This window comes from Shewanella sp. SR43-8 (assembly GCF_014163775.1).
GTDB classification, from domain to species: domain Bacteria; phylum Pseudomonadota; class Gammaproteobacteria; order Enterobacterales; family Shewanellaceae; genus Shewanella; species Shewanella vesiculosa.
This window is the reverse complement of sequence record NZ_JACJDX010000001.1, coordinates 379707-403787: the sequence shown is the minus strand read 5'-3', so window position 1 is coordinate 403787 and position 24081 is coordinate 379707. Positions and strand designations below refer to the sequence as shown.

Annotated in this window: 18 protein-coding genes; 13 read left to right on the top strand and 5 right to left on the bottom strand. The window is 41.8% G+C overall.

The features are described from left to right. Positions 1–9: 9 nt before the first annotated feature. From recN to barA, 4 genes are all read right to left on the bottom strand, one after another. Positions 10–1668 (bottom strand): DNA repair protein RecN, encoded by a 1659-nt coding sequence (gene recN, locus H5114_RS01710; protein WP_182722032.1) that lies wholly within the window; start codon positions 1666–1668, stop codon positions 10–12. A gap of 127 nt (positions 1669–1795) precedes the next feature. After that, entirely contained in the window at positions 1796–2764 is a 969-nt protein-coding gene (locus H5114_RS01705; RefSeq protein WP_182722031.1) for an AEC family transporter, read from the bottom strand. 352 nt (positions 2765–3116) lie between these two features. Then, positions 3117–3713 carry a YjaG family protein gene (locus tag H5114_RS01700; RefSeq protein WP_124017589.1) on the bottom strand — a complete coding sequence of 199 codons (597 nt, stop codon included), beginning with the start codon at positions 3711–3713 and terminating at the stop codon, positions 3117–3119. Then, the gene (gene barA, locus H5114_RS01695; protein ID WP_182722030.1) at positions 3703–6561 is read right to left on the bottom strand and encodes a two-component sensor histidine kinase BarA; all 2859 of its coding nucleotides are present in this window, start codon (positions 6559–6561) and stop codon (positions 3703–3705) included. Before barA ends, H5114_RS01700 begins: the two co-directional genes overlap by 11 nt. A 102-nt stretch (positions 6562–6663) precedes the next feature. On the opposite strand from barA, the gene rlmD reads away from it, so the two are divergent. The 13 genes from rlmD (at position 6664) to rpoS (ending at position 20963) form a co-directional block, all read left to right on the top strand. Then, the gene (gene rlmD, locus H5114_RS01690) at positions 6664–8028 is read left to right on the top strand and encodes a 23S rRNA (uracil(1939)-C(5))-methyltransferase RlmD (RefSeq protein ID WP_182722029.1); all 1365 of its coding nucleotides are present in this window, start codon (positions 6664–6666) and stop codon (positions 8026–8028) included. A gap of 192 nt (positions 8029–8220) precedes the next feature. Then, complete coding sequence (relA, locus tag H5114_RS01685; RefSeq protein ID WP_182697896.1) at positions 8221–10428, top strand: GTP diphosphokinase; 2208 nt, start codon at positions 8221–8223, stop codon at positions 10426–10428. Positions 10429–10535: 107 nt separating this feature from the next. Further along, positions 10536–11357, top strand: a complete 822-nt coding sequence (gene mazG, locus H5114_RS01680) for a nucleoside triphosphate pyrophosphohydrolase (RefSeq protein ID WP_124017585.1) — start codon at positions 10536–10538, stop codon at positions 11355–11357. 114 nt (positions 11358–11471) lie between these two features. Next, positions 11472–13109, top strand: a complete 1638-nt coding sequence (locus H5114_RS01675; protein ID WP_124017584.1) for a CTP synthase — start codon at positions 11472–11474, stop codon at positions 13107–13109. Between the two features lie 274 nt (positions 13110–13383). Further along, complete coding sequence (gene eno, locus H5114_RS01670; RefSeq protein WP_182722028.1) at positions 13384–14685, top strand: phosphopyruvate hydratase; 1302 nt, start codon at positions 13384–13386, stop codon at positions 14683–14685. Positions 14686–14785: 100 nt separating this feature from the next. Continuing rightward, positions 14786–15088, top strand: a complete 303-nt coding sequence (gene ftsB / locus H5114_RS01665) for a cell division protein FtsB (protein ID WP_124017582.1) — start codon at positions 14786–14788, stop codon at positions 15086–15088. Positions 15089–15150: 62 nt separating this feature from the next. Beyond that, positions 15151–15849 (top strand): 2-C-methyl-D-erythritol 4-phosphate cytidylyltransferase, encoded by a 699-nt coding sequence (gene ispD, locus H5114_RS01660; RefSeq protein ID WP_182722027.1) that lies wholly within the window; start codon positions 15151–15153, stop codon positions 15847–15849. 63 nt (positions 15850–15912) lie between these two features. Continuing rightward, positions 15913–16392, top strand: coding sequence for a 2-C-methyl-D-erythritol 2,4-cyclodiphosphate synthase (gene ispF / locus H5114_RS01655; protein WP_124017580.1), 480 nt, complete (start codon positions 15913–15915; stop codon positions 16390–16392). Positions 16393–16420: 28 nt separating this feature from the next. Further along, positions 16421–17494, top strand: coding sequence for a tRNA pseudouridine(13) synthase TruD (gene truD / locus H5114_RS01650; RefSeq protein WP_182722026.1), 1074 nt, complete (start codon positions 16421–16423; stop codon positions 17492–17494). A 3-nt stretch (positions 17495–17497) separates the two neighbouring features. Further along, entirely contained in the window at positions 17498–18247 is a 750-nt protein-coding gene (gene surE / locus H5114_RS01645; protein ID WP_182697901.1) for a 5'/3'-nucleotidase SurE, read from the top strand. Beyond that, positions 18244–18879: a protein-L-isoaspartate(D-aspartate) O-methyltransferase gene (locus H5114_RS01640; RefSeq protein ID WP_182722104.1), complete on the top strand. Its 636-nt coding sequence runs from the start codon at positions 18244–18246 to the stop codon at positions 18877–18879. Before surE ends, H5114_RS01640 begins: the two co-directional genes overlap by 4 nt. Positions 18880–18980: 101 nt before the next feature. Further along, positions 18981–19913 carry a peptidoglycan DD-metalloendopeptidase family protein gene (locus tag H5114_RS01635; RefSeq protein ID WP_404948306.1) on the top strand — a complete coding sequence of 311 codons (933 nt, stop codon included), beginning with the start codon at positions 18981–18983 and terminating at the stop codon, positions 19911–19913. 78 nt (positions 19914–19991) lie between these two features. After that, complete coding sequence (gene rpoS, locus H5114_RS01630) at positions 19992–20963, top strand: RNA polymerase sigma factor RpoS (RefSeq protein WP_124017576.1); 972 nt, start codon at positions 19992–19994, stop codon at positions 20961–20963. A 465-nt stretch (positions 20964–21428) separates the two neighbouring features. Here the strand turns inward: rpoS and mutS are convergent, their stop codons facing one another. Next, complete coding sequence (gene mutS / locus H5114_RS01625) at positions 21429–24011, bottom strand: DNA mismatch repair protein MutS (RefSeq protein ID WP_182722025.1); 2583 nt, start codon at positions 24009–24011, stop codon at positions 21429–21431. Between the last annotated feature and the right edge of the window lie 70 nt (positions 24012–24081).

Here is a 24081-nt window from a genome sequence, read left to right as displayed (position 1 = left end):
GTGTAACGATTATTGCAATAGTTCACGGGCGTTAGCTAAGGTGTTTTCGGTTATGACATCGCCACCCAATAAGCGTGCAAGTTCATTCACCCGTTGCTCTTTATCCAAGGCCTGCATGGTCGTTTCTGTGTTGCCACCCTTATTAAATTTATTCACAAACATGTGCTGATGACCATTACCCGCAACTTGCGGCAAATGGGTGACGCATAACACTTGGGTCGACTCGCCAAGACTGCGTAACATGCGTCCGACGACAGAGGCTGTTGGACCTGAAATACCCACATCAACTTCATCAAATATTAATGTTGGAGTGGCAACTTTTTTCGCCGTGATCACTTGAATCCCCAATCCAATGCGCGATAGCTCACCGCCAGAGGCGACTTTTGAGATCGGTTGCAATGGTTGTCCTGGGTTAGTGGTCACCATAAACTCAATGTTATCGCAGCCATTAACTGAAATGTTGTGCGGATTATGATTAATCTGAATGGTAAACTTACCCTTAGGCATGTTGAGTTCATGAATAGATTGAGTGACTAACTTATCTAATTCCTTGGCATAACGGCTGCGGCTTTGACTGAGTTTTTGTGCATTGGTTAGATAAGCATTTCTGGTGTCTGCAAGTTGTTGTCTTATTTCATCTAATTTAGTTTCATCGTCAGCAAGTTCGGCTAATTCACTCATAAGCGCTTGATGATGTAGCGCTAGCTTGTCAGCACTCACATGATGCTTACGTGCCAATTGCATTGCCATTGATAGGCGTTTTTCTAAATAGGCGAAATGTTCAGGATCAAGCTCTAAACTACTTAAATAACTCTCAATTTCGCTAGCGCTTTCTTGTACTTGAATTAATGCATCATTGATCATAGTGCTAATCGGGCTAAGTGATTCATCGTAGCCTTGAAGCGTATCAGCAATAGTGGCCACTTTATTGAGTAGTGATTCGATATTAGCATCATCATTTTCGGTCAATAAATGCAAGCCCGCTTGGCAACGTTCAATTAGATCTGTGCCATTGGCTAAGCGTTTGTGTTCTTGTTCTATTTCATCAAACTCATCTAAGCCTAAGTTGAATTCATTAAGCTCTTCAACTTGATATTGGAGTAACTGTTGACGAGAAATACGCTCATGCTGAGCTTGCTCAAGATCCTTCAGCTCGTTTTCAACTTGCTTGCAGCGTTGGTAGCTGGCACTGACACTATCGAGTAGTAGTCTGTGATTTGCATAGTTGTCGAGTAGGTTTAATTGATGTTCGCTTTTGAGCATAGCGTGATGAGCATGTTGGCCGTGAATACCAATCAATAACTGGCCGATGGCTTTTAATTGTGTCACAGGAACTGGATTACCATTAATGTAGGCTCTTGAGCGGCCATCACTGCTAATGGTTCGACGCAATATGCATTCATCTTCAGCATCGAGATCGCTATCTTCAAGCCAACGTTTAGCTAAAGGCACATCGACAAGGGTAAACCTTGCACTCACTTCGGTTTTGCTGGCGCCAGGTCTGACAGTATTGGCATCACTACGATTACCAAGACATAACCCAAGTGCATCGATTGCAATCGATTTACCTGCACCAGTTTCGCCGGTGATGCTTGTCATACCGGCTTTAAAATCGAGTTCTAAAAAACGCACGATAGCAAAATTATTGATGCTGAGTTGGCAAAGCATAATGAATTCCTGTCAATAAACGACCAAACCACTGTATTGATAAACAGTATATACTGATTTTATATACAGTAAAGTGGTTGAGGTAAAATTATTATTGACTATTTTATCGTCGAGAGTCGGTTGAACATTAAGCAATGGATTTTAAAAGTGTTTCTATTATAGGCAAACTGATAAAGGTGATTAATGTGCCATATAAAATCCCTTGAGCACTTCCATTGGCATTAATTTGGTATCGTTCAGCCAACAGATATACGCTTGCTGCCGTTGGTAAGGCTGCTAAAAGTACTCCCATAATCAGTAGTTGATGCTCTACGCCAAAGAATTTGAGTAATCCAAAGGCAATCAAGGGCTGAACAAATAACTTGAGTAAGTTAATGAAACTGAGTTCTATTATAAGTCCGAGACTGAACATTTTTGCGAACGATTGATGTCGTAACGCTTTAGCAAGTACCATTCCGATGGCAAATAGTGCACAAGGGCTTGAGGTATTGCCTATTTGATGCAGTACTAATGCCAGACTCTCTGGTAAGGTAATATGCAATGCCGATAGGCTGATACCAATGACGCTGCCCAGTACAATCGGATTTTTGCATAGTGCATTCGCCATGATGACGATGGCATGATCAGTTGATTTTTTGTCACGGCTGGCCAGTTCAATAGAGACCAAGGCAAAGGCAAACATAAACACCGACAGTAAGCTGGCAATGGCAGCGGCAACTAAGGCGATCTTGTTACCTGGGAATAACAAGCTCAGTAATGGAATACCAATAAATGCAGTATTGCCAAAGGTGGCATTTAAGGCGCGCATTGCCGCAACGGTTTGCTGCTTAGGTTTGCGCCACAATGACACAGCAATCACCAATGCATAGGTAATGATCATCGCCAAACTAAAGCCACCAATAAAGCCCCATTGAATAATGTCTTCAATGCGTGTTTCAGCTAATACAATCAGTAAAATTGCCGGAAAGGCAATGTAGTAGACAAATTGATTGAGGATCAGATCGGTGTCGGCTGGCAAAAATCTCAATTTTTGTACAATACTGCCAAGCAGCATAATGATAAATACAGCGATTAGCGGGGTAAGAATACTGGACATCCCACGCAATTCCTTAACAAAATGACAATATGGTCACTTTACTGCGTTTTGCTAGGAGGATGCAATTAGGCTAAAGTTAAACGAGTGTTTATTTTTTACTTTTGGCTCAAACTGACCTGTAATACTTTTGCTGATGACAATATTTCAAGTTCAGTAAAAATGCACTTACTGGATTCAACCCAAAGAAAGAGCCTATTTGCACCAGATAACTAACGATTAAGGTACAATTATCGGTTTTTTATCAGGCTGGATAAAAATGAAACTGTGATAAAAAATTTCATGGCGTGACACTCAATAAAAAGCCTGAATAACATCAGGCTTGGTTGTTTATTGGCAGTATCGGAGTCAGCCCCTATAGACTAATGCCAATATTAGACACACCGGCTTCGATAATCTCTTTACGTAAACCTTTAACCAGTTCGCTGGTGATTTCTGGGTTAGCTTCGATAATGTCGAGTAACATGCCTTGTAGTTCTTTTTCTTCTTCCATTACTGGGTGCGAAAATACAAATTCATCAAGTTCTTCATCCATTAATGATTCATCACTAATTGCTTCAATGTAATTTGCTACAGTGCTTGATGATAACTTACTAATATTAGTAATATCTTCTTCAATTTTCCCGTCTATTGCACCCATTAGCGTTGCAATGGCTACTGCTGCATCCATGGCAGGGTAAGCACCATAGGCTTCAAATTCACTAGGATCTGGAGTATTTTCATCAAGGCGTTGTAAATGCACGTCAATATTGAACTTAAGTTTTTTGTCATACTGGCTTTGCCACAGTAACTCTAAGGCTGTACTGAGCACCTGCGGTTGGCCAAATTCACACACTTCAGAAAATAATTGGTAGTTAGGCAACATTCGTTGGCACAATGCTAAAGCAAAAAGCTGCTTCTGAGGTAACGATAACGCTTTTAGGCGTTTGAAAAAACCGGATTTACTGGTCATGGGGTATATCCACTGATAGCTGGTTTATGACTTGATTTGCTGCTGATTCTACCTTAGTTAACTCATCAAGTAACTCTAGTATTTCAGGTTCTAAGTCATCAATGGCAATTTTATGCTTTAATGCTGACTCAATATCCCGGCACAGTTTTTGTGTAGTAGGTACACCGCAATAACATGTTGCGCCATGCAGTTTATGCACCGCTTGCACAAGTACCTCAGCATTTTTTGCAATTAATGCCTCATTAATCGTTGCGGTGGTTTCAGGTAATGAGTTAACTAGCATCTTTAACATGTCTAATGCTAAATCTGTTTTTTGATTGGCCTGGGTTAAACATAAATCCCAATTGAGCACATGAGTATCAAAATGGGTGAATTTCGGTTTAATTATCCATCGACTGATAACGCTTTTTAGTGACAGTTCATCAATAGGTTTGGGAAGGAAACCATCCATACCACTGGCTAATATGTTCTCACGTTCTTCTGCAATAGCATGTGCAGTAACGGCAATAATCGGCGTATTTCGATTGAGAGATCCTGAACGAATTTGTTTGGTTGCGGTAATGCCATCTGTGCCTGGCATTTGAATATCCATAAAGATTAAGTCAAACACTTGTGTGTTTGCTTGTTTTATCGCATCCGCGCCGTTATTGACTGTGACCACATTATCGACCAACTCTTTGAGTAAGGTATCAATTAGCTTTAGGTTAGCCATATTGTCGTCAACGGCTAATACGGATGCATTTTGGCGTTTGCTAATCTCATGGTTTATTTGTTCAGGTAAAGCCACTAAGGTTGACGGCATTGGAGGATAGATTAAATGATGTGCTAGGGTAAAATCGCTAACCGGAGTGTTGAGCAATACATCTGCATTGACTTTTAGTACATTGATTATCATGTCTTGGTCTAGACAGTCATGCAATAAAATAAGGCAATCAGTATGCTGTCTGGCTTGTTGTAACAAATGAATAAAGGCTGCGTTGTCTGCAAACCCATGACAGCTAATGATGATGTAATCAAACTTGCTGTTTTTACTTTGTAAAACCGATGTCAGGTTTTCGGGATTGGCAACACTAGTGATAATTAATTGCCATGACACTAAGCGACGGTTAAGAGTGTCGCGAGTTAATTCTCGTGGTTCATACAATAATACTGATTTATGTTGCAATACATCCACTGGCAGCACTTCACCAATTTCAAATTGACTGATCCCCAGTGGTAAAATAAACCAAAAGTTTGAGCCTTTATCGGGCGCAGAGGTAAAGCCTATTTGGCCGCCCATTTGGTTAATTAAGCGTTTGGTAATGACTAAACCTAATCCAGTGCCACCAAAGCGGCGAGAAATTGATGAGTCTGCCTGGCCAAATGCCTGAAATAGATACTCTTGCTGACTTTCATCAATGCCAATACCGGTATCAATAACTTCGCAGCGTAAGGTAATATTATCGTCGTCCTGACCCACTAAGTGGATTTTGAGTATCACACTGCCTTTGTCGGTAAATTTGATGGCGTTACCGACTAAGTTGGTAATAATTTGACTCACTCTCATGGCATCACCACTGACGCTTTCAGGAACATTGGCATCGATATCAATGACTAATTCTAGGCCTTTTTCTTGAGCACTTCCGGCAATAATGGTCAAGGTTTCGGTAAGGGTTTCACGCAATGCAAATGGCATTTTCTCTAATACCATTTTGCCGGCTTCTAGTTTTGAGAAGTCGAGAATGTCATTGATAATCCCTAATAAATTACTCGCACTGCGTTCAATAGTTTTAATGTAGTCGAGCTGGCTGGTATGCAATGGCGTTTTTAACAGCTGTCTTGCAAAACCTATGACACCATTAAGTGGGGTACGAAGCTCATGCGACATGTTAGCTAAAAATTCTGATTTTATCCGGCTTGCTTCAAGCGCTCGTTTCTTAGCTATATCGAGTTCTACGTTCTGAATTTCAATTTGTTCAAGGGTTTCGCGTAAATCTGAGGTTGCTTGATCAATATTTTGCTGCATTTCATCGTGGTATTCAGACAATGATCCTGCCATTGCATTGATACCCCGTTTAAGCAGATCGAGCTCGCCAATCAGATTTCCTTCAAGGCGAGTATCGAGTTTACCTTCACGAATTTTGGCAACAACTCGCACCATTTCGGTAATGGGGTAGTTAACGTATTTGACTAAACGGAAAGTGAAAAATAAGTTAAACTGTACGCCAATCAACACAATAATAAATGCGGCAATTGCTGCTCTATGTTGTTCAAGCAGAGCGTTTTCTTTGTTTAATAATACCGAAATATAGCCGAGTATTTTTTCTTGTTGGTTGTTGTAAATCGGCGCAATCATGCCATTGTTTGCCGAGGCATTATCGGTATTAGTGTCATTCTGGCGATTGATGTTGGCAACTGGTTTTAGTTCTAAGCCAGTATGAGATATTATTGGCACTCGAATGACTAAGGTATCGCCAATGGTTTCATGCTCTGTTCCAACCAAGTTAGCCAAAGGTTGCTTATAACGCATGGTTTCAAAATCTTTATGATAGTGCGATGTCACAAAGAGTTGGTTTTTGGCATCAAAAACAGCGATGGAGAGGATCAGGGATGCATTGTTTATCTGTGAGGCGGCGAGTAAAAGTTTAGTTGATTCACGGTCTTGATTAATAATGCCAAATTCACTGGCAATCGCTAACGGTTCGACAATGTTACTGCCTTTTTCAATTAAGGTTTGTTCCAATTCATAAAAGCGGTTTATCGTGAAATAACTTCCAAGTAGAATACCCACGACAATAGTGGGTGCTAACGCAAGTACCAGAACCCAAGAGCGTAGGCTGTATTTGGTCATATTGTTGGCACTTTTCATGTTTGTTAGGTATGTCCCTGTTACTTAATCGCGATTATTGCGTCTAGATTGCCAGAGATGGCGCACTCTTGACTAGTTTTTTATTCAATACCTGAGGCCGAAATGGCACAATTTTTCCAAGCTAAACCGAACAAATCTAAGCAATTATCAACAAAACTAAGCCTCAGTGTGACTCAACTTGACCATTTAGGTGCAGGTATAGCGCAGCATCAAGGCAAAGTGGTGTTTATTCCTGGTGTGTTGCCTGGCGAAACGGCAACAGTGCAATTTGTGGAACAAAAGAAAAGCTACTCTAAAGCTAAGTTAATCGCGATTGAGCTTGCATCTGCTCATCGAGTCAAACCTCATTGTCCGCATTATTATGAATGTGGCGGCTGTGATTTACAGCACATGGACACACAAGCTCAGCGCGAACATAAACAAACGACCTTAGTCGACCTTATGAGTAAATCATCGACTACTTCAGCGATTGAGACCGATGTTGTCGCAGCTCCTATCGTGGGTGACAGTTGGCATTACCGTCGACGCGCTAGACTGGCAACATTATTTGATAAAAACACTCGCCGGTTGCAGTTGGGGTTTCGCGCAGCCAATAGCAATAAAATTGTTTCTATTCAGCAGTGTCCTGTATTAGCAGAGTCTTTATCGGCACTAATTACGCCATTTGCGGTGAATTTAAATCAACTCAAAGCGCGGTCAAGTTTGGGGCACGTTGAACTCACTCAAGCGGATAACGGTAATTTTGCAGTATTAAGAGTGACGAAAGTGTTACCCGCGTCAGATATTCGTTGGTTAACGGGTTTTGCTGAGAAACATCAAGTTAACTTATTATTGCAAGATGATGCCGGTCAATTGACCCAATTATATCCCTTGTTACAAACTGATGATGCGGTGACGTTACCTTATTACCACCTTGCGCAGGAGTCGGTGCGTTGTTCGTTTACCCCGGGTAATTTTGTGCAAGTTAACGGCGCGATTAATCAGAGCATGGTAGATCAAGCTATTGCGTGGTTAGACCCTCAGCCAGGCGAGCGCATTTTAGATTTGTTTTGTGGTGTGGGGAATTTCAGCTTACCTTTGGCATTGAAGGCTGCTGAGGTTGTCGCTGTTGAAGGTGTGCCTGAAATGGTACAACAAGCTAAACAAAATGCTATCGACAATAAACTGGATAACGTCACTTTTTATCATGCAGACTTAAGTGCTGATTTATCGACGCAACCCTGGCTGGGGAAAATTGATAAACTGTTACTTGATCCTGCCAGAGCCGGTGCCTTCGAAAGTTTACAATGGTTACAGAAAATGCAACCTAAGAAAGTGGTCTATGTTTCATGCAATCCGGCAAGTTTAGCTCGCGACAGTAGTGTATTATTAGCTAATGGTTATCGTATTGCTAAAGTCGGATTAGTGGATATGTTTCCACAAACACATCATATTGAAGCCATGGTATTATTTGAATTAGATAAATAAACAGGCCGTTTTAGCGATATCGGAACTTAGGTATGCTAAAAATTTGTTCAACTAAACGCGATTAAATTGACAAACGTATGTAGAGCTTCAAGATAGGTCGTTTAGTTATTGTTAGCGCCATACAAACACAGTTTTACATGTGGCAATATGGTTGAATGTCTGTCAGTCGGTCATGCGGCTAAGGAAGGGTTCATGGTATCTGTTCGCGAAGCACATTTTAACACGCAAGCATTCCAATTAGATGAGTGGGTCGCTCGATATCTCGACGACAAAGATGATGCTCAGAAATTATTATTATTGATCCAGCAAGTTGAGGCCTTACCGGTTAAAAACAAGCTGGCTCATACAGAGTTGCTTGCGCGCGCTCGCGAAATGATTGAGATTTTAGCGCCGCTGAATATGGACATCGAAACCCTCCAAGCTGCGGTGTTATTTCTGCTACTCGATGCAGGTGTGCTCAATGAAGAGCAAATTGTAGAGCAATACGGTGAAAATCTTGCAAAACTTGTTGCCAGTGTTGTCACCATGAATGCTATCGGCGCGTTAAAAGTCAGTCAAAACTCTCGTGATGCAGAACCGCAAATCGATAACATCCGCAAAATGCTATTGGCTATGGTTGAAGACGTGCGCGCTGTGGTCATCAAATTGGCTGAGCGTGTATGTTTGCTTCGTGCGGTTAAAAACGCCGATGAAGAAACTCGAGTATTGTTAGCCCGCGAAATTGCCGATATTTATGCACCATTAGCTAATCGTTTAGGTATTGGTCAGCTCAAGTGGGAGCTGGAAGATATATCTTTTCGCTATTTGCATCCAACGGTTTACAAAGACATTGCCAAACAATTAGATGGTAAACGCCTTGATCGTGAAGTGTTTATCGACAAATTTGTGACTCAATTACAACAACGCTTAGACAGTGATGATATTCGCGCCAAAGTGTACGGTCGTCCTAAGCATATCTACAGTATTTGGCGCAAGATGAAGGGCAAAGATCTCAAGTTTGATGAGCTTTTTGACGTTCGTGCCGTACGTATTGTCACTGAAAGATTACAAGATTGCTATGGCGCATTAGGGGTTGTGCATGATCTTTGGCACCATATTCCTCGTGAGTTTGATGATTATGTCGCCAATCCAAAACCGAATGGATATCAATCGATTCATACTGTAGTTGTAGGCCCAGAAGGCAAAACAGTAGAAATTCAAATTCGTACCGAAGCAATGCATCAAGATTCCGAGCTTGGGGTCGCTGCGCATTGGAAATACAAAGAAGGTGCGAGTAACAGTAAGCAAACGGGTTACGAAGAAAAAATTAACTGGTTGCGTAAAATTCTGCAGTGGCAAGAAGATGTCGCCGAAAGCGGTAATTTAGTTGATGAAGTCCGCAGCCAAGTATTTGAAGATCGAGTTTATGTATTTACCCCAAGTGGTGAAGTGGTTGATTTACCTTTAGGCTCAACCGTGCTTGATTTTGCTTACTATATTCACTCGCAGGTGGGGCATAAATGTATCGGCGCTAAGGTTGATGGCCGCATAGTTCCCTTCACTTACCAAGTGGAAACGGGCGAGCGGATTGAGATTATCACTTCAAAAACGCCTAACCCTAAACGTGATTGGCTCAATCTTAATTTAGGCTATATCAAGTCGTCACGTTCACGCTCAAAAATTCAACACTGGTTTAAGCAACAAGATCGCGACAAAAATATTGCTGCGGGTAAGGAGATGCTTGAATCTGAATTGGCCCGCGTTGGCTTAAAAATCAAAGATGCCGCGGTGGCGGTAGAACGTTTTAATTTAAATTCAATGGATGACATGTTGGCAGCCATCGGTGGCGGCGATTTGCGCTTAAACCAAGTGGTTAATTTCACTGACACCAAAATTCGTAAGGTCGCTGACACAGACGAAAATTTACTTGAAGACATCATCAAGAAAGCGTCACATAAACCTAAAAAATCGAGCAAAGGCCAAGTTGAAGTTAATGGTGTGGGTAATTTAATGAGTCATATCGCTCGTTGTTGTCAACCGGTACCTGGTGATGAAATTTTTGGATACATCACTATGGGGCGGGGAATTTCAGTGCACCGCAGCGATTGCGAGCAAGTCAAAGAGTTAATGCGTGCTCATCCTGAACGTAGCGTCGATGTGATTTGGGGCGAGAACTACTCTGGTGGTTATCGAATTCGCGTTAGGGTGCTATCACATGACCGTAGTGGTTTGTTACGTGACTTAACCACAGTGCTGGCAGCTGAAAAGTCTAACGTGATGGCCATGAGTTCATCATCAGACGTGAAAACTCAAACCGCAACGGTAGAAGTTGAACTTGAGTTGTACAACTTAGACGGTTTATCACGGATCCTCGCCAAGTTATCCCAAGTTGATGGCGTGATTGAGTCGCGCAGACTTTAGTTAACAGACGTTAATTCGCAGATAATCAAGACACAGATAATCACATTATCGCGATCAAGGCACCTCTAACGAAGGTGCCTTTTTACTTATTCAAAGAGGACACTATCGTGGCAGATATTCAATCGTTATTGACCATTATGCAGCAATTGCGCGACCCTAAATCAGGGTGTCCGTGGGATCTTGCCCAAGACTTTACAACGATAGTGCCTTTTACTTTAGAAGAAGCTTATGAAGTGGTGGATACTATTGAGCGCAAAGCATGGCAGGAATTACCTGATGAACTGGGTGATTTATTATTTCAGGTGGTGTTTTATTGCCAATTAGGCCAAGAGCAAGGCATGTTCAACTTTGCCACAGTGATTGAGCGTATTAGTGATAAGTTAGTTCGTCGTCATCCCCATGTGTTTGGCCAACCAGAAACCCAAGCACCTGCGGCAATCACCAATACCGATGATTTAAGCCAAGCCTGGGATAAATTAAAAGCCTCAGAACGTCAGCAAAAGCAACTGCATTCCGCTTTAGATGATATTCCTCATGCATTACCGGCACTCAGTCGAGCACGAAAAATACAACATCGAGTGGCAAAAGTGGGGTTCGATTGGGCCGAGCTTGAGCCTGTGGTGGCTAAAATACATGAAGAAATCGATGAAGTACTGGTAGAAGTTAATCAACGACATCAAGATCCTGATTTTTACCAACCGAGAATTGTCGATGAAATGGGCGATTTATTGTTTGCAGTGGTCAATCTTGCGCGCCACTTAAAGGTTGATCCCGAGCAAGCATTGCGTCAAGCCAATCATAAATTTGAACGGCGATTCAGAGGGGTTGAACAATGTGTTGCCCTAAGTGGAAAACCAATAGAGCAACACAGCTTAGAGCAATTAGACCACTACTGGAATCGTGTAAAACAACACGAAAACATAAATTAAGCTAAAATTAGCGCGTTTAAGTTTGTCGAAACGAGGTGGCTTTGCTATAATATCGCCCCGTCCTAGTGCTTTCTTACAAGCACGTTTATTCCAACACAATTTCTCAGGTTCAGCATGACTACAAGGTATATCTTCGTTACTGGTGGCGTTGTTTCATCACTAGGTAAAGGCATTGCAGCGGCTTCGCTCGCAGCAATTTTAGAGGCGCGTGGCCTCAATGTAACCATTATGAAACTTGACCCCTATATTAACGTCGATCCGGGTACCATGAGCCCGACTCAGCACGGTGAAGTATTCGTGACTGAAGATGGCGCTGAAACCGATCTTGACTTAGGTCACTACGAGCGTTTTATTCGCACTAAAATGAATCGTCGTAATAACTTTACCACTGGGCGTATTTACGAAGAAGTGATTAGTAAAGAACGCCGTGGTGATTATTTAGGCGCAACTATTCAGGTTATTCCTCACATTACTAACGCGATTAAAGAAAAAGTGTTAGCCGGTGGAGAAGGCCATGATGTTGCGATTGTGGAAATCGGTGGCACGGTAGGTGATATCGAATCATTACCTTTCCTTGAGTCTATTCGTCAATTAGGTGCAGAGCTAGGACGTGAACGCACTCTATTTATGCATTTAACCTTAGTGCCATTCTTAGGCGCTGCGGGTGAAATTAAAACTAAGCCTACGCAACACTCTGTTAAAGAGTTACGTTCTATTGGTATTGCTCCAGATGTGTTGGTTTGCCGTGGCGACCGTGCTATCCCTGCGAATGAAAAAGCAAAAATTTCGTTATTCTGTAACGTTGAAGAACGTGCAGTTATTTCGTTAAAAGACGTTGATAGCATCTATAAAATCCCAGCGCTATTGCGTTCACAAGGATTAGATGACTTGGTCATCAAACGTTTTAATTTAGAATGTAACGAAGCTGATTTGTCTGAGTGGGAAAATGTTATTTATCAAGAAGCCAATCCAAATGGTGAAGTGACTATTGGTATGGTTGGTAAATATATTGAATTACCTGACGCTTACAAGTCGGTTAACGAAGCCTTAAAACATGCAGGCTTGAAAAAACGCGTGACAGTGAACATTAAGTACATTGATTCACAAACCGTTGAAGCTAAAGGCGAAGAAGTATTACAAGGACTGGACGGTATTTTAGTCCCAGGCGGCTTTGGTGAACGGGGTGTTGAAGGTAAGATTTTTGCTGCCAAATTTGCCCGTGAAAACAACCTACCGTATTTTGGTATTTGTTTAGGTATGCAAGTGGCATTAATTGAATTTGCTCGTCATGTGGCTGGTTTAGAAGGCGCACATTCAACTGAATTTAACTCGCAAACACCTCATCCAGTAGTGGGGTTAATTACCGAGTGGATTAACGAAGAAGGTGATGTTGAAACGCGCCATGAGTCTTCTGATTTAGGTGGCACTATGCGTTTAGGTGCTCAGTTATGTCATTTGAAACAAGGAACTAAAGCCGCTGAAGCCTACAAGGCTACAACTTGCGTTGAGCGTCATCGTCACCGTTACGAAGTCAACAACAACTATATTGAGCGTCTTGAAAAGGCCGGTTTAGTGTTTAGTGGTTTATCATCTGATCGTAAATTGATTGAGATGATCGAGCTACCAAATCATCCATGGTTTGTGGCAAGTCAATTCCATCCGGAATTCACTTCAACCCCACGCGACGGTCATGCATTATTTGAAGGGTTTATTGCCGCTTCTTATGCGTATCAAAAACGCGATATCGCTTAATGAACTAGCCGCTAATGCATGCATTAGCGGCTTTTTTATGCAGGATACTTGCGTTAGATCAAATAATAGCCTCAATCTTGTATCACAGTAGTCAAAACTAAGTTGATGCAAAGTCTAATTCGATTTATCCTAAGTGATATTCGAATTTAAATTACAAAACTGAAAGTTATATACCAATAAGTCTGCTGTTTTTAGTGTTGTATGTATTTTTATTGGTATTAACTTTTTATTTCTTTTAATTTTTTAATTTACTTACACAAAGTACGAGGGAATTATGGCTAACATTATTAAAGTGATTGGTCGCGAGATTATGGATTCTCGTGGTAACCCAACGGTTGAAGCAGAAGTGCATTTAGAAGGCGGTTTTATCGGTATGGCTGCAGCGCCATCTGGCGCATCGACCGGTAGTCGCGAAGCTTTAGAACTTCGTGACGGCGACAAAGCGCGCTACCTAGGTAAAGGTGTTCTTAAGGCTGTTGCCGCTGTTAATGGCCCAATCGCAGAAGCGTTAAAAGGCAAAGATGCATTGGCTCAAGCTGAACTTGACCAAATCATGATTGACTTGGATGGAACAGAGAACAAAGCAAAATTTGGCGCGAACGCGATTTTAGCAGTGTCTCTTGCTGTTGCTAAAGCGGCTGCTGCGGCTAAACACGTTCCTTTATATGCTCACATTGCTGACTTAAACGGTACTCCAGGTGTTTACTCTATGCCTCTTCCAATGATGAACATCATCAATGGTGGCGAGCATGCTGATAACAGCGTTGATATCCAAGAGTTTATGATCCAGCCTGTTGGTGCTAAGACGTTCCGTGAAGGCTTACGTATGGGCGCAGAAGTATTCCACAGCCTAGCTAAAGTATTAAAAGCTGACGGTCACTCAACTGCTGTTGGTGATGAAGGTGGGTTTGCACCTAACCTAGCCTCTAACGAAGCGGCTCTAGCGGCAATTAAAGTTGCTGTTGCCAACGCCGGATATGAGTTAGGCAAAGACATCACCTTAGCGATGGATTGTGCTGCATCTGAGTTTTACGACAAAGAAGCAAACATCTACGATCTTAAAGGTGAAGGTAAGAAATTTACTTCTGAAGAATTTAACTTCTTCTTACAAGGTTTGACGCAACGTTACCCAATCGTTTCTATCGAAGACGGTCTTGATGAGTCTGACTGGGATGGTTTTGCTCACCAAACTAAACTAATGGGCGATAACATCCAATTAGTCGGTGATGATCTATTCGTAACCAATACCAAAATTCTTAAGCGTGGTATCGATAATGGTATTGCTAACTCTATCCTGATTAAATTCAACCAAATCGGTACATTAACTGAAACTTTGGCTGCAATTAAAATGGCTAAAGATGCAGGCTTTACGGTTGTTATCTCTCACCGTAGCGGCGAGACAGAAGATTCAACGATTGCTGATTTAGCTGTTGGTACCGCGGCAGGTCAAATCAAAACCGGTTCACTAAGCCGTAGTGACCGTGTTGCTAAATACAACCAATTGCTGCGTATTGAAGAAGCTTTAGGTTCAAAAGCACCGTATAACGGTCTTAAAGAAGTCAAAGGCCAAGCATAATATTTTTGCTTTAGCTTAAAAAGGCCACCACTTGGTGGCCTTTTTTGTTGTACTATAACAGTCATATTTTCTAGGGGTTACTTCGACATAACTTAATATTATGAAACAACTAATATTTTTATTGATTTGTTTATTATCACTTTTACAGTACCGGCTTTGGCAGGGCGATAACAACTTTTCAGAATATGTCGTCTTGCAAACGCAAATCGCGGCGCAAGAACAAAGTAATGACAAGCTTGTTGCTCGAAATCAAATCCTTAAAGAAGAAATTATTGATTTAAAAAGTGGCACAGAAGCCATTGAAGAACGTGCCCGTAACGAGTTAGGTATGGTTAAAGAAGGCGAGACGTTTTATCGAGTTGTAGGCAGTGAGCTGCGTGAACGCAACCAATTTAATCGTTAACCTTATGTGGTACTGCAGGTATAACCCTCAATCATATTACTTTCAATCTTGGTACTGCTAATATGCGCAACAATCCTCGTTCTATTATTGCTATTGTGCCTGCTGCAGGTATTGGTAGCCGCATGGGTGCTGACAAACCTAAGCAATATTTAATGCTTGGTCAACAAAGTATTCTCGCTCATACATTAGATACATTATTCGCTCATCCTGAAATAGAACAAGTCATTGTTGCATTGCATCCACAAGATCATTATTTCAGCCAATTACCGCAATCTCAGCATCCTAAGTTAATCCAAGTTGTGGGTGGTGGAGAGCGTGCCGACTCAGTTTTAGCCGCATTAGACTATGTTTATAGTCATCATCCAGACGCGTGGGCGCTTGTCCATGATGCCGCCAGGCCTTGTGTTACCCTAACCGATATCAGTCGATTAATTGAGTCTGTAAACATTTATCCTCAAGGCGCTATTTTGGCGGCACCGGTTCGTGACACCATGAAGCGCAGTGATGCCAGTGGTCATATTGTTAATACTGTCGATCGCACCTTGTTATGGCATGCGCTCACCCCACAATTTTTCCCAGCATCAATTTTACGCCGCCATTTATCAGCAGCATTAGCGGCGCAGGCCCCTATTACAGATGAAGCCAGTGCTATGGAATGGGCTGGTGTTATGCCGGGGTTGGTCAGTGGTCGGGTGGATAATATTAAAGTGACTCATCCAGATGATTTACAATTGGCAGTTTTGTTTATGTCACAACAATAAATTTAACAGATTTAGCTCGAGTCGTTAATATCACCTGATAGTCAGTTAACGTAAGGTTTTGAAATGAATATTCGTATCGGTCATGGTTTTGATGTACACAAATTTGGCGGTGACAGCCCGCTTATTTTAGGCGGGGTGACGGTGCCTTATGAAAGTGGGCTGATAGCTCATTCTGATGGTGATGTCGTTCTGCATGCTATTAGCGATGCCATATTAGGTGCGATGGCATTAGGCGACATAGGTAAACATTTTCCTGATACCGATGCTAATTTTGCTGGTGCAGATAGCCGAGAGTTATTGAAACATTGCTATCAACTTGCACTGCAAAAGCAGTTTGTTTTAGGTAACCTCGATGTGACTATTATTGCGCAAGCACCTAAAATGGCGCCTCATATTGAAGCGATACGTCAGTGTTTAAGTGTCGATTTACAAACCGATATCGATAATATTAATGTAAAAGCGACGACCACCGAAAAACTTGGTTTTACTGGGCGTAAAGAAGGCATTGCCGTTGAAGCTGTTGTGTTGATGAAGAGCCAATAACCTAAAAATATATAGAGAGTTCTGTCACATGAAAGAATTACATTACCTATTTGGTAAACCAATAAGCCAAGCTGATTTACGTACCCATAACAGTGATTTTATTGTCCAAGAAATTTTGCCTTTTACGCCAACTGGCGAAGGTGAACATCATATGCTCCACGTGCGCAAAAATGGCATGAATACGGTTTATGTTGCTGAGATATTAGCTAAATTTGCTAAGGTTCATCCAAAAGAAGTGACTTATGCTGGCCAAAAAGACAAAAATGCCATTACTGAACAATGGTTCGGGATCCGCATTCCTGGTAAAGAAACACCAGAGTGGGCTCAGCTAAATGATGAAAAGCTAACGATTTTATCGAGTAGCCGTCATAGCAAAAAACTGCGTATAGGCGCATTACTTGGCAACCGGTTTGTGCTGACATTACGAAATATTACTGATGCTACCGATGTTGACATGCGTTTACAGCAGATTGCTAAACTGGGTGTGCCTAATTATTTTGGTGAACAACGTTTTGGCCATGATGGTAAAAACCTTATCTTAGGCCGACAAATGCTCAGTGGTGGTCGAAATATAAAAGATCGTCACAAACGCAGCATGTATTTATCGGCTGTGCGTTCCAATATATTTAACCAAGTGGTGTCATTTCGCCTCGCCAATCATCATATCGAGACATTAACAGGCGATTGTGTGATGTTAGCCGGCAGTAAAAGCTATTTTACTGTGGAAGCTTGGGATGCCGTTCTGACAACTCGTTTAGCAGAAAAAGATATTCAACTTGCAGCACCATTGTGGGGCAGGGGAACACCATTAGCACAAGGTGATGCATTAGCAGTAGAAATGATGCCGTTAGCCGAATTTTCAGCTGATCTTCAGGGGCTCGAAGAAGCGGGTTTGACACAAGAAAGACGGCCCTTATTGCTTGAACCTCAAGGAATGAAATGGCAATTTGACGCCGATACGCTAACACTTGAATTTATATTACCAGCAGGGAGTTATGCTACATCAGTGCTTCGTGAACTGGTTGATTATCAAGATGTCCAAGAGTCACAGCGAAAAGTGATGGTTGCAGATCAACAAGCTAAAACAAATGAAGAGTGTTAATGAATGATTAATATTTTAGTCAGTAATGATGATGGTGTTAATGCACCCGGTATTATTGCGTTAAGCCAGGCACTGAGTGAGTTTGCGCAAGTATTAACGGTTGCACCTGATCGTAATTGCTCGGGAGCAAGTAACTCATTAACCTTGACTAATCCATTAAGAATTAATAACTTAGATAACGGCAGTATTTCTGTTAATGGCACACCCACAGACTGTGTCCATCTTGCGATTAGGCAGCTGTGTGATGTCGAGCCCGATATCGTGGTTTCTGGTATTAATGCCGGAGCGAATATGGGCGATGATACCTTATATTCTGGTACTGTTGCAGCAGCCATGGAAGGGCGTTTTTTAGGTTTACCCGCTATTGCTATATCACTGGCTGGTAAATCACTCGTTCACTATGATACCGCTGCAATTTATGCCGTGAAAATCGTAAAAGGTTTATTGTCTCACCCAATTAGCCGCGATCAAATTTTAAATGTTAATGTTCCTGATTTGCCTTTAACACAAATTAAAGGGATTAAAGTCACCCGTTTGGGGGCCAGGCATAAAGCTGAAGGTATGATAAAAACCCAAGATCCAGCGGGTAAAGATATATACTGGCTCGGGCCAGTTGGCAGTGAACAAGATGCGGGTGATGGAACTGATTTTGGTGCAGTCGCAGCAGGTTATGTTTCGATAACTCCGCTAACCGTTGACTTAACAGCATACAATCAACTTGATGGATTAGCCGATTGGATAATAAAAATATGACCCGGGTAGCGTCAACATCAGCACTTAATTTGGCCAAAAAGTTGGCGGAGGCAGGAATTAAAGATCCTGCAGTATTGCATGCTGTCGCGACTACACCACGAGAGATGTTTCTTGATGGTGCGCTAGCTCATAAAGCCTATGAAAATACCGCGTTACCTATAGGGCAGGGACAAACTATTTCACAGCCTTATATCGTTGCTAGAATGACAGAGCTGTTAATGCAGCACCAACCTCAAAAAGTGCTCGAAGTTGGTACAGGATCAGGATATCAAGCTGCCGTTTTAGCGTCATTAATTCCTGAGCTCTGTACTATTGAGCGAATAAAGGCATTGCAAATACAAGCTCGGCAACGTTTAAAGCGTCTCGATTTACATAATGTGTCATTTAAATACGGTGACGGTTGGCAAGGTTGGCCAAATCGCGGTCCATTTGATGGCATTATGGTGACTGCTGCTGCGGCAACAGTGCCTCAAGCCTTGCTTGAACAATTAGCTGAACATGGAGTCTTAATTATTCCTGTTGGAGAAGATATCCAACAATTACTCAAAATTACCCGTATTGGACAGTCATTCCAATCTGAGATTATCGAGGCGGTTAAATTTGTGCCGCTTGTTAACGGAGATTTGGCGTAGTCAATTCGACATAGTTGAGTTTTGGTTAGTGAACAAATGTTCGTTTGGAATAAGCTTGTTTTAGCTTAACAATCATGTATTTTTCTCTGTAAGGATTTTGTTTGATGAATACCGGTTGGCCAAACTTTATGGTCTTAGCAATTATGCTCACAGGATGCAGCTTTCAAGCAGATCGTCCTGCGCCGGTTGACAGTTTATCATCAAAAAATCATGGACCTCGTTACCACAAAGGGTCATTAAAAACCGATAAATATAAAGTACAGCAAGGCGACACCCTTTATTCAATCGCTTGGGGAGCTGGACGCCATTTTGCCGAAGTTGCTCGCTTGAACCATTTATCGGCTCCTTATACTATATATCCTGGCCAAATACTTCATTTAGCGGCCAAAAGTAATCGTCCAACGCCAACTGTTCGTACCCCTCAAACTCAGGTTGCTTCTGTTCAAACTCAAGCCATTAATAAGCCATATATTGCCAGTTCAATTGGTTCAAAATCAGAAACAATAAAGTCAGTAGTCACTTCAAAGCCAGGCACAGCAGCTGTTTCAAGCAGAACGAAAAAAGAGCTTGATCACAAAGTCAAGCCTGCGTATTCTGTAACAACTACCCAACAAACAATTAACCAAAATACAAGTGGTTCTGTCGCAAATTTACCACAACAAGTTCAATTATGGCATTGGCCAGTTAGAGGTCGGATAATCGGGTATTTTTCGGCTTCAGAACAAGGCAATCAAGGTATTAAGATTGCAGGTAATCGCGGTGATATTATTAAAGCCGCTGCAGATGGGAAAGTCGTGTATGCAGGTAATGCACTGCGCGGATATGGCAATTTAGTGATTATCAAACACAATGATGATTTTTTAAGTGCTTATGCGCATGCTGACACGATAGTGGTTAAGGAAAGGCAATATGTGACGGCAGGTCAAACAGTTGCAAAAATGGGCAGTACTGGGACTAATCAAGTTATGCTTCACTTTGAAGTGCGCTTTCATGGTAAGTCTGTCAACCCATTACGATATCTACCTAAACAGTAATTGTTTAGCAACATAAATAACGGAGGATAAGCGAGTGCAGTAGATTAAATAACATAAATTAGGTTTGGGAGAGCAATTATGAGCCGCAAAAATAATACTGCTTCAGCAGAATGTCTTGTCGATCTAGCTAAACAACCACCAGAAGTTGCAACCGATGATGCTAATTTGGTGCAACAACTCGATATTGAAGAAAAAGTCCAAGATGACTTACAGAAAAATTTAGACGCCACTCAATTATATTTAGGTGAAATAGGTTTTTCCCCGCTACTAACAGCAGAGGAAGAAGTATTTTTTTCACGTAAAGCCCTCAAAGGCTGCGAAAAATCTCGCAACCGCATGATAGAAAGTAATCTCCGTCTTGTCGTTAAAATTTCCAGAAGATATAACAACCGCGGATTAGCGTTGCTCGATCTTATTGAAGAAGGCAATTTAGGTTTAATTAGAGCGGTGGAAAAGTTCGACCCAGAGCGTGGTTTCCGTTTTTCTACTTACGCGACATGGTGGATCAGACAAACAATTGAACGGGCAATTATGAATCAAACCCGCACCATTCGCCTGCCTATCCATATAGTTAAAGAATTAAATGTTTACTTACGCACCGCAAGACAGCTGGCGCAAAAACTTGACCACGAACCGACTGCAGAAGAAATTGCAGAAAAGTTAGATGTGTCGACGGGTGATGTCAGTCGCATGTTGAAACTAAATGAACGAATTACTTCTGTCGACACACCACTGAGCGGCGATAATGAGAAGGCTTTATTAGATGTTATTGCTGATGACGATTCAGTAGGCCCGGATTATCGGGTGCAAAATGAAGACTTATCGAATTCGATAGTTGGATGGTTAAATGAGCTTAATACTAAACAACGTGAAGTACTGGCGAGACGCTTTGGTTTGCTTGGATATGAACCTTCAACGTTAGAGAATGTTGGTGCTGAAATTGGTTTAACACGTGAACGTGTGCGTCAAATTCAAGTGGAAGCGCTTAAACGTTTAAAAGATTTATTGGGCGCTCAAGGGCTTTCTGTTGAAGCATTATTCAGAGACTAATGGACAGTGAACGTTTACTGTCATAACTAAGTTACTGTCATAATTAAGTTACTGGTGATTAATTAATTTAACTTGAATCATTTGTGATAGCTAAATTTTGGATAACGTTAACTTAAGCTATTGTTGATATGCGGGTAAAGCCTATATGAGAGATTACTTTTTGCTCATGTGTTTAGGTTTATCCCGACAATCAATACCAACGTGATTGATGTGATTGTGATCGATTGCTCACTATTCGATATGACAATTTAAGCTCAGTTCAGCAACTTGTTAGAAAGACAATCCTATTGTCTTTAGCCTATTTTATGCCTGTCTCACTCCCTCGGTACGTTTATCCTTTTGATGCAGTATATTGCTAACAGCTAATTATTAGCGGGTTTGCGTCAGTTAATTGTAAATATTAAATGGAAGTCTCTGCAGACTTCCACCGTTGTTATCGTCGCGAATAATAACTAGCACTATTTGTTAGCTCGCGTTGTTTAAGCGCTTCAATTCATATAAATAATCTAATGCCTGTTTAGGGGTCAAATCATCAGGATTAATTAGTGCTAACTTTTCCAATACTGCTGATGGCTCTGGCATTGGTGGTAATAAATTCATACTCACTTGAGCCTGATTATGTTGTGGTGAACTCATATCCCTATTTTCAAGTTGATGTAGCTTTTGTTTTGCCGCCTTAATGACCGCAGCGGGAACCCCGGCTAGCGCCGCGACTTGTAAGCCATAACTTTTACTTGCCGCACCTTCTTGCACTGAATGCATAAAGGCAATGGTGTCGTCGTGTTCTATTGCATCTAGGTGCACATTCATTACTGATGGTAACAGCTCTGGCAGTTGGGTGAGTTCAAAATAATGAGTGGCAAATAATGTCAGTGCACTGACATTTTTCGCGAGATATTCTGCAGCAGACCATGCCAGCGATAAACCATCATAGGTTGAAGTACCGCGGCCTATCTCATCCATTAACACTAAACTGTTTGCGGTCGCATTATGCAAAATATTAGCCGTTTCGGTCATTTCAACCATAAAGGTGGAGCGACCAGATGCTAAATCGTCTGATGCGCCAATACGGGTGAATATCCGATCGATTTCACCAATTTGAGCTGAGTCAGCAGGAACAAAACAGCCTATGTGTGCCATTAATGTAATCAGTGCCACTTGACGCATATAGGTTGATTTACCGCCCATATTAGGGCCAGTTACAATAAGCATTTGCCGTTTAGGTGTTAATACCACAGGGTTAGCAATAAATGCCGCTTGACTGACGCGCTCTACCACAGGATGGCGTCCAGCATTGATATGAATACCAATATCCTGCGTCATTTGTGGACATTGATAATTAAGGGTTTCTGCACGCTCGGCAAAATTACTTAATATATCTAATTCAGCCGCTGCGCTGGCAAACTGTTGTAACTCTTGTAATTTAGGTAGCAATAAGTCAAAGAGCTGTTCCCACAGTTGTTTTTCAAGTGCGAGCGCTTTGCCCTGGCTTGAGAGCACCTTTTCTTCGTATTCTTTTAATTCTGGAGTGATATAACGTTCGGTGCCTTTAAGGGTTTGGCGACGTTGATAACTCAGTGGTACTCTATCAGCTTGTAAACGGCTGACTTCAATGTAGTAACCATGGACGCGGTTATAACCTACTTTTAAAGTGTTAATTCCAGTTTGCTGTTTCTCGCGAGCTTCAAGTTCGACTAAATAATCACTTGCGCCTTCACTTAACTTACGCCATTCGTCTAATTCATTATTGTAGCCCGTTCGGATTACGCCACCGTCACGAATTAATACTGGCGGATTATCAACAATTGCGCGTGCTAATAAATCGTGTTGTTCTGGAAACTCACCCAATAATTGAATTAAAGCTGTCAATCTTGGTTGTTGGCATACGGCTAATGTTTGTTGAATTTCAGGTAGCAGTGCTAGCGCTTGCTTTAAACGTGAAAAATCACGAGGTCTGGCGCTACGCAGTGCCAAACGAGCCATAATACGTTCAATATCGCCTAAAACCTTCAGCTGCTCATGTAGGGGTTGATATATATCTTGCTCAATCAACTCGCTTACGGCGTTATGGCGATATTGAATCGTTTGTCTATTTCGAAGTGGCTCATGGATCCAGCGTTGTAACATGCGACTGCCCATAGGCGTGGCAGTATTATCGAGTACCCACGACAGGGTATTTTCACGCCCACCAGATAAGTTTTGCGTTAACTCTAAGTTACGTCGCGTCGCGGCATCTAAAATAATGGATTCAGATTGGTTAAAACGCACAATCGAATTAATATGTGGCAGTGCCATCTTTTGCGTATCTTTGACATACTGCATTAAACAACCTGCAGCTTGTAATGCCAAGCGTGCATCACTAATACCAAAGCCATGTAAATCTTTGGTACCAAATTGACCAAGCAGTAAATTTACGCAAGTATCATAATCAAATTCCCACTCTGGACGGCGACGAATACCTTTCATATTATTGATTAATAACATGTCAGTAAAATCTTCACTGTAGAGCAACTCGGCAGGATTAGTACGTTGTAATTCAGCTTCTAGTGCTTCACGAGTGGGTAATTCAGCAACCACAAAACGACCTGATGAAATATCTAAGGTAGCGTATCCAAAACCGTTTTTACCTTGATAAAGCGCCGCCAGTAAATTGTCGTGTTTTTCTTGAAGTAAAGCCTCATCCGTTAAGGTACCAGGAGTCACAATGCGTACGACTTGACGCTCAACTGGGCCTTTTGATGTCGCAGGATCACCAATTTGCTCACAAATGGCTACAGACTGGCCAATATTGACTAGTTTAGCTAAATAGCCTTCCACAGCATGATAGGGGATTCCAGCCATTGGGATAGGATCGCCGCCGCTTTTTCCGCGAGCAGTAAGTGAAATCCCCAGCATTTCAGAAGCGCGCTTAGCATCATCGTAAAACAACTCATAAAAATCACCCATTCGGTAAAACAATAACATATCAGGATGGGCCGCTTTTAAGCCTAAATACTGACGCATCATCGGGGTGTGTTTTTCTAAATCGCTGGTATCAATCACTGTCATTATGAACACTTCACTATTAATCAATCTTAGGACGTAAATCTTATGAGGTTAATCTTAACAATATTTGCCC

Bases quoted from the DNA above. Each gene is read 5' to 3' on its own strand.
- truD (WP_182722026.1), top strand. From the start codon at position 16,421: ATGAAAGAATTACATTACCTATTTGGTAAACCAATAAGCCAAGCTGAT.
- ispF (WP_124017580.1), top strand. From the start codon at position 15,913: ATGAATATTCGTATCGGTCATGGTTTTGATGTACACAAATTTGGCGGT.
- eno (WP_182722028.1), top strand. From the start codon at position 13,384: ATGGCTAACATTATTAAAGTGATTGGTCGCGAGATTATGGATTCTCGT.
- H5114_RS01700 (WP_124017589.1), bottom strand. From the start codon at position 3,713: ATGACCAGTAAATCCGGTTTTTTCAAACGCCTAAAAGCGTTATCGTTA.
- H5114_RS01675 (WP_124017584.1), top strand. From the start codon at position 11,472: ATGACTACAAGGTATATCTTCGTTACTGGTGGCGTTGTTTCATCACTA.
- H5114_RS01705 (WP_182722031.1), bottom strand. From the start codon at position 2,764: ATGTCCAGTATTCTTACCCCGCTAATCGCTGTATTTATCATTATGCTG.
- barA (WP_182722030.1), bottom strand. From the start codon at position 6,561: ATGAAAAGTGCCAACAATATGACCAAATACAGCCTACGCTCTTGGGTT.
- ftsB (WP_124017582.1), top strand. From the start codon at position 14,786: ATGAAACAACTAATATTTTTATTGATTTGTTTATTATCACTTTTACAG.
- relA (WP_182697896.1), top strand. From the start codon at position 8,221: ATGGTATCTGTTCGCGAAGCACATTTTAACACGCAAGCATTCCAATTA.
- surE (WP_182697901.1), top strand. From the start codon at position 17,498: ATGATTAATATTTTAGTCAGTAATGATGATGGTGTTAATGCACCCGGT.
- mutS (WP_182722025.1), bottom strand. From the start codon at position 24,011: ATGACAGTGATTGATACCAGCGATTTAGAAAAACACACCCCGATGATG.
- rpoS (WP_124017576.1), top strand. From the start codon at position 19,992: ATGAGCCGCAAAAATAATACTGCTTCAGCAGAATGTCTTGTCGATCTA.
- rlmD (WP_182722029.1), top strand. From the start codon at position 6,664: ATGGCACAATTTTTCCAAGCTAAACCGAACAAATCTAAGCAATTATCA.
- ispD (WP_182722027.1), top strand. From the start codon at position 15,151: ATGCGCAACAATCCTCGTTCTATTATTGCTATTGTGCCTGCTGCAGGT.
- recN (WP_182722032.1), bottom strand. From the start codon at position 1,668: ATGCTTTGCCAACTCAGCATCAATAATTTTGCTATCGTGCGTTTTTTA.
- H5114_RS01640 (WP_182722104.1), top strand. From the start codon at position 18,244: ATGACCCGGGTAGCGTCAACATCAGCACTTAATTTGGCCAAAAAGTTG.